Source organism: Pseudomonas emilianonis, from assembly GCF_023072625.1.
Lineage (GTDB): Bacteria > Pseudomonadota > Gammaproteobacteria > Pseudomonadales > Pseudomonadaceae > Aquipseudomonas > Aquipseudomonas paraveronii.
Genome location: NZ_JAKNRV010000301.1, coordinates 1 through 6,468, shown reverse-complemented (window position 1 = coordinate 6,468; position 6,468 = coordinate 1). Strand labels below are relative to the sequence as shown.

Annotated in this window: 6 protein-coding genes and 1 pseudogene; 2 read left to right on the top strand and 5 right to left on the bottom strand. The window is 62.1% G+C overall.

The features are described 5' to 3' along the window. A partial coding sequence (locus L9Z73_RS23155; RefSeq protein WP_247405973.1) for an alpha/beta fold hydrolase occupies nt 1-508 on the top strand: 508 nt, incomplete at its 5' end. 39 nt (nt 509-547) lie between these two features. Here L9Z73_RS23155 and L9Z73_RS31620 read toward each other — a convergent pair. From L9Z73_RS31620 to L9Z73_RS23140, 4 genes and pseudogenes are all read right to left on the bottom strand, one after another. Beyond that, nucleotides 548-1,390, bottom strand: coding sequence for a methyl-accepting chemotaxis protein (locus L9Z73_RS31620; RefSeq protein WP_430624308.1), 843 nt, complete (start codon nt 1,388-1,390; stop codon nt 548-550). 18 nt (nt 1,391-1,408) lie between these two features. Further along, a pseudogene (locus L9Z73_RS31615) lies at nt 1,409-1,570 on the bottom strand (HAMP domain-containing protein); the annotation flags it as partial. A gap of 1,059 nt (nt 1,571-2,629) precedes the next feature. After that, the gene (locus L9Z73_RS23145; protein ID WP_247405967.1) at nt 2,630-4,042 is read right to left on the bottom strand and encodes a PLP-dependent aminotransferase family protein; all 1,413 of its coding nucleotides are present in this window, start codon (nt 4,040-4,042) and stop codon (nt 2,630-2,632) included. A 202-nt stretch (nt 4,043-4,244) separates the two neighbouring features. After that, on the bottom strand, nt 4,245-5,006 hold the full coding sequence (locus L9Z73_RS23140) for an SDR family oxidoreductase (protein ID WP_247405964.1): 762 nt from the start codon (nt 5,004-5,006) through the stop codon (nt 4,245-4,247). 228 nt (nt 5,007-5,234) lie between these two features. On the opposite strand from L9Z73_RS23140, the gene L9Z73_RS23135 reads away from it, so the two are divergent. Further along, the gene (locus L9Z73_RS23135) at nt 5,235-6,242 is read left to right on the top strand and encodes an NADP-dependent oxidoreductase (protein ID WP_247405961.1); all 1,008 of its coding nucleotides are present in this window, start codon (nt 5,235-5,237) and stop codon (nt 6,240-6,242) included. Between the two features lie 59 nt (nt 6,243-6,301). On the opposite strand, the gene L9Z73_RS23130 is transcribed toward L9Z73_RS23135, so the two are convergent. Next, nucleotides 6,302-6,468, bottom strand: a 167-nt coding sequence (locus L9Z73_RS23130) for an orotidine 5'-phosphate decarboxylase / HUMPS family protein (protein ID WP_190294468.1), incomplete at its 5' end; no start/stop codon positions are given.

Sequence of the window (6,468 nt, the reverse complement as noted above, 5' to 3'; positions counted from 1 at the left end):
CCTGGCCCTGCGGGCACCCGAGCGGGTCAACAGCCTGGTGCTGATGGACACCTACCTCGGCGCCGAGCCCGAGGCCACGCGCCAGCACTACTTCTCGCTGTTCAAGATGATTGAAGACGCCGGCGCTATCCCGGAGCCGCTGCTGGATGTGGTCGCACCGATCTTTTTCCGTCCGGGCATCGACCGCGAATCGGCGCTGTACCAAAATTTCCGCAAGGTCTTGCAGGACTACCCTGCGGCGCGCCTGCTAGACAGCATCGTGCCCCTGGGCCGGCTGATCTTCAGCCGTGAAGATGTATTGGAACAGTTGTCACGCCTGGACGCCGACACCACCCTGGTGCTGTGCGGCGAACAGGACACACCGCGCCCGCCCGCCGAGTCCGAGCAGATGGCCAGCCTGATCGGCTGCAGCCTGAGCCTGATTCCCGACGCCGGGCATATCTCCAGTCGCGAGAACCCGGACTTCGTCAATGAAGCGCTGCTGACCTTCCTCGCCAACCATGCCTGATCGCCCGCCAGCCCTTTGATCGCGGCCTGCCAGCGGCGATCAAAGGCGGAAGTGCCCCACCATGCCCTTGAGTTCCGTGCCCAACTGCGCCAGTTCAATACTCGACGCGGCATTGCCTTGCATGCTCAACGCCGATTGATCGGCACTCGCCCGAATGCTGGTGACGCTGCGGTTGATTTCTTCGGCCACCGAACTCTGCTGCTCGGCCGCCGCCGCAATCTGCTGATTCATTTGTTGGATCAATGACACCGCGGCCGCAATGCTGCCCAGGGCGCTTTCGGTTTCCAGCGCATCACTGACGGCCAGCTTCACCAACTCGCCGCTCTGCTGGATCTGCTGCACCGACGATTGCGCCGCGCCGCGCAAGGTGCCGACCAGGCGTTCGATTTCCTCGGTCGATTGCTGGGTGCGCTTGGCCAGTGCCCGCACTTCATCGGCCACCACCGCAAAACCACGGCCTTGCTCACCGGCGCGCGCGGCCTCGATGGCCGCGTTGAGTGCCAGCAGGTTGGTCTGTTCGGCCACGCTTTTGATTACGCTCAACACGCTGCCGATATTCTGGATTTCGACGCTGAGGCTTTCGATGCTGGCACTGGCGCGGGTACTGGAGGTGGCCAGCAATTCGATGCGCTGCAAACTCTGGCGCACCACCTGCTGGCCGCTGTCGACTTTGTCATCGGCAGTCTGCGCCGCTTGTGCAGCCTCTTCGGCGTTGCGCGCCACATCATGGACCGTGGCGGTCATCTGGTTCATCGCCGTGGCAACCTGTTCGGTTTCTTCCTTCTGGCTGCTGACCTCGATGTTGGTCTGCTCGGTGACGCTGGACAGCGAATGGGCCGAACTGGCCAATTGCTCGATACCCGCTTGCAGCCCGCTGACCATTTGGCTCAAACCGCTGCCCATCTGTTGCATCGCCAGCATCAACTGGCCGATTTCATCGCGGCGGCTGACTTCCATGCGCCCGCTCAAGTCGCCGGCCGCAATCTGCTGGGCCACCGCGATCACACGGCGCAGCGGCGCGACGATCAACCGGGTAATCACCCACGCTGCAATCAACCCCATCAACAGCGCCAGGGCTGACGAGCCGATGATCAGCAGCGCGCTTTTCTTCAGTTGCGCTTGCATCGACTGGTCTTCAGCGGCATACGCCTGGTCGACCCGGCTGACGACTTGGTCGGCGCGATCATGCAATTGTTTGTAGACCACTTTTTCCTGGGCCAGCAGGCCGGTGTATTCGCCGAGTTTTTCGCTGAACGCGGCGATATGCCCGGCGACCTCATTGAGCACCGTCTGGTAACCGGAGTCCTTGACCGAGGTTTTCAGTAGCTCAACTTGGGCCAGCGCCTGCTCGGCCTGTTCGATCTTGCCCTGTTCGGCGCTGTCTTCCTCGCCTTTGCGGCTCTGATCAAGGCGCACATGAGCTTCGTTCATGGCTTGCAGCATCAACCGTGAAACCTGACTGACCTGCCCCGCCTGCTCGATAAACTCGGCGCCCTCCTTGCCCTGGCTTTCCTTTAGGCCATAGGCGCCATCGTCGGCCAGGCCGGCCTGCAACACATCGAGGTTATTGGCCACGCTGGACACCGACCAACTGGCCATTTCCAGCGCCAGGTCCTTGGTCTGGGTCAGCTCGACGAACTCATCGAACGCCTTGCGGTAGGCGGCCAAGGCCTGCTCGACCTCGGTCATCAGCGGCACGTTGGCCGCAGACCCGGCCTTGAGGCTGCCGGCCAGGGCAGCCAAGGCGTCGACACGTTCATGCAGGGCGTCGACGGACTTGGGGTCGGCGTGCAGCGCGTAGTCCTGCTCGATCAAACGCACCTTGAGCAGCCCGCTGTTGAGCGCAGACATGCTCTTGAGGCCCTCGAAACGCAGGCCAACGGTTTGCAGGGACCACACGCCAATGGCTGCCACCAACGCAGTCAACAGCAGCACCAGACTGAAGCCCAAACCCAGTTTTTTCGCCATACCGAGGTTGGCGAAACGTCGTTGCACGGCCGAAATCATGCGCTTGAATCCTCTTGCAATGGCGGATGCCATCAAGCCCGGTTTCCCAGCAGCGAGATTCGCAACCACGAGGCACTGAACACAAGTCGTTGGCGCCACAATAATGGCAAAAAGCTACACGTTCGTCGTTTTCAGAATGGTCGAGGTCGATCTGGCAGGCCCCGTAGCGCGGAACAACGCCAGGGCCCGCTGATCAGCAGCATAGGCCACATTGATGCGCTGCCACTCGCTGTGTTCACCCGTAGGGCTGAACAGCGCCCCCGGTGACATCAGCACACCCAGTTGCCGTGCATACGCCTGCAACCGCGAACGGTCGCCCACGCAGGGCCGCGCCCAGACAAACATGCCGCCGGCGGGCACGGCGAACACCTGCCATTCCTCATCCTCCAATACCTGCAAGGTCGCGGCCATTTGCGTGTTCAGGCGTTTGCGCAGGCGCTGCACCCATTTGCGATAGGTGCCGTTGGCCAGCAACGTGGCCATCACCGCTTCGGCAAAACGCGAGGTGCCGATGCCGGTGAGGGTCTTGAGGTGTACCAATTGCGCAATGATCGGCGAACTGGCGCTGAGGTAGCCGACGCGCAAGGCACTGCTGAGGGTCTTGGAGAAACTCGAGACATAGATCACCCGATCTTCATGGGGCAGCGCCGACAGTCGCGTGCAACTGGCGTGTTGGAGGTCGGCGTAGACATCTTCTTCGATAATCAGAAAGTCTTCGCTGTGCGCCAGCTCCAGTAAACGCTCGGCCACCTTGCGGCACAGGCTGGTGCCGGTGGGGTTGTGATACAGGCTATTGATAAACAGGCACTTGGGACGATGACGGCGCAGCAGGGCTTCCAGCGCCGGGATGTCCGGGCCGCCCTGGGTGCGCGGTACTTCCAGCAGCGTGACGCCGTGGAAGGCCAACTGACGAAACAGGTTGCCATAACCGGGGGTTTCTACGACCACGGTGTCGCCGGCCTTGAGCAACGTGCGGATCAACAGGTCCTGAGCGTGGCTGGCGCCATGGGTGGTGAGGATGCGGTCGAGGCTGGTGACCACGTGAATTCGGGTCAGGCGCTTGAGCAATTGCTCGCGCAGCGCCGGCAACCCCAGTGGCGTGCTGTAGTTGAACAGGCCTCCGGTATCGGTGCGGCTGACTTCGCGGATCGCGTAGCTGATGTCATCGCTTTCGCGCCAAGCGTCCGGCAACCAGCCGCAGCCCAATTTCAACTCGCCCAACGGGCTGTCGGTAAAAGCGCCCCACTCTCGCTCCGCGCCTTCATACCAGTGGCGTTCCTGAGCCACCGGCGGCTGCGCCACCATAAACCCAGAGCCCTGCTTCGAGGTCAGCAGGCCTTGGGCCTCCATGCGCTCGAATGCCTCGATCACGCTGGACTGGCTGAGCAGGTTGTCGAGGGCCAGTTGGCGGATGGACGGCAAGCGTGTGCCGGGGCTGACCCCGCTCTTGCGAATCCATTCCGCCACCGCGCTGACGATTTGCTGCACCACCGGTACAAGGGCTTGTCGATCGATCCCTAAATCCATGAGCCACTCACTTAACTATCTGTTATTCAACCCAAAACAGTTAAGCACAGAAGCCCGCCAAAACAGGCCACCAACAGTTACTAAAGTATTGATTTTATTGACTTATTTACCTCCTGATACACATTGGATCACGGCGTTTTGCCAGCTATGGAAACGCCCCACAGCACCTCAAACTTTTTCGAGAGCGGTGCGGCTTGGAGTCCTAGATCGCGGTGGCGCCGCCGTCCACCGCCAGAGCCTGGCCGGTGGTGAAGGCCGCACCGTCGCTGCACAGGTACAACACGGCACTGGCGATTTCCTCAACCTTGCCAATGCGCCCAACCGGGTGCATGGCAGCGGCAAATTCAGCTTTGCGCGGGTCAGCTTCATAGGCACGGCGGAACATGTCGGTATCGATCACTGCCGGGCATACCGCGTTGACGCGGATTTTCTTTTTCGCGTATTCGATGGCCGCCGATTTGGTCAAGCCGATCACGGCGTGTTTGGACGCCGCGTAGATGCTCATCTTTGGCGCGGCGCCCAGCCCCGCCACCGACGCGGTGTTGACGATCGCTCCGCCGCCCTGGGCCAGCAGCAGCGGCAATTGGTACTTCATGCACAACCACACGCCCTTGACGTTGACGCCCATGATGGCGTCGAACTCATCGAGGGTGCCATCCGCCAGCTTGCCTTTCTCGATCTCGATCCCGGCGTTGTTAAAGGCGTAGTCCAGGCGGCCATATGCGGCAATGGTCTGCGCCATCAATTGCTGCACGTCGGCTTCCAGCGTGACGTTGCAGCGCACGAACTGCGCTTCGCCACCGGCCTCGCGGATCAGCGCGACAGTGCCTTCGCCGCCCGCCACGTCGAGGTCGGCAACCACTACCTTCAAGCCTTCGGCAGCAAACGCCAGCGCGGTGGCGCGGCCAATACCGGCGGCGGCGCCGGTGACCAGGGCGACCTGGCCGGAAAACGTCATGCTCATGGGGGATGTCCTATGGGAGAAATAGCCGTGGCGCGAGTCTAGCCAACCCCGGGACGGGCGCGTCAGCACTATCAGAAGGCCGGTTAGCGCTGCATGAATCACAATGATAAGACCGGCCGCGCCACTATCATCGAGGCCTATCGACGAGCATTCGCAGCCCTCCGCCGACCTTGCCCGCAAGCCAGTATGGGTCTATCAATCAGGCTTCATTTCTCAAGAGTCCTTGCCATGACTGCCCAGACCAACCGTCAGTTCCTGCTTGCCAAACGCCCGGTCGGCGCGGCCACGCGGGAGACCTTCACCTACCAGGAAGTGCCGCTGGGCACCCCACAAGACGGCCAGGTGCTGGTGCGCAACGAATACCTGTCCCTCGACCCGGCGATGCGCGGCTGGATGAATGAGGGCAAATCCTACATTCCGCCGGTCGGCATCGGCGAAGTGATGCGGGCGCTGGGCGTGGGCAAAGTGATCGCCTCGAACACCCCGAAATTCGCGGTCGGGGACTACGTGAACGGCGCCCTTGGGGTGCAGGATTACTTCCTCGGCGAGCCGCGGGGTTTCTACAAGGTCGACCCCACGCTTGCGCCCCTGCCGCGCTACCTGTCGGCGCTGGGCATGACCGGCATGACCGCCTATTTCGCGCTGCTCGACACCGGCGCACCGAAAGCCGGTGAAACTGTGGTGATCTCCGGCGCAGCGGGGGCGGTGGGCAGCATTGCCGGACAGATCGCCAAGATCAAAGGCTGTCGCGTGGTGGGCATTGCCGGTGGCGCCGACAAGTGCAAGTTCCTGGTGGATGAACTGGGCTTCGACGCCGCCATCGATTACAAACACGACGACCTGCCCGCCGCACTCAAGCGCGAGTGCCCCAAGGGCGTGGATGTGTATTTCGATAACGTCGGCGGCGACATTCTCGACGCAGTGCTCAGCCGCCTGGCGTTGAAAGCACGCGTGGTGATCTGCGGCGCGATCAGCCAGTACAACAACAAGGAAGCCGTAAAAGGCCCGGCCAACTACCTGTCATTGCTGGTCAATCGCGCACGCATGGAAGGCTTCGTGGTGATGGATCACGCGGCGAACTTTGCCGCCGCCGGGCAGGAAATGGCCGGCTGGATGGCGCAGGGCAAGCTCAAGAGCAAGGAAGATATCGTGGAGGGGCTGGAGACGTTCCCGGAGACGTTGATGAAACTGTTCAACGGGGAGAACTTCGGCAAGCTGGTGCTGAAAGTCAGCTGATACACAGCAGATGTAAATGTGGGAGCACGCCCCCTCCCACATTGTTGATCGGTGATCGATCAGGCGATCTCGGCGACGACCGCGGCCAACGCTTTGGCTGGATCGGCCGCCTGGCTGATCGGGCGACCGATCACCAAGTAGTCCGAGCCCGCGTCCAGCGCCTGACGCGGCGTGAGGATACGGCGCTGGTCATCCTGGGCGCTGCCCGCCGGACGAATCCCCGGGG

Coding starts and splice junctions, on each gene's coding strand:
- L9Z73_RS31620 (WP_430624308.1), bottom strand. CDS start 1,390: ATGGTCAGCGGGCTGCAAGCGGGTATCGAGCAATTGGCCAGTTCGGCC.
- L9Z73_RS23145 (WP_247405967.1), bottom strand. CDS start 4,042: ATGGATTTAGGGATCGATCGACAAGCCCTTGTACCGGTGGTGCAGCAA.
- L9Z73_RS23140 (WP_247405964.1), bottom strand. CDS start 5,006: ATGAGCATGACGTTTTCCGGCCAGGTCGCCCTGGTCACCGGCGCCGCC.
- L9Z73_RS23135 (WP_247405961.1), top strand. CDS start 5,235: ATGACTGCCCAGACCAACCGTCAGTTCCTGCTTGCCAAACGCCCGGTC.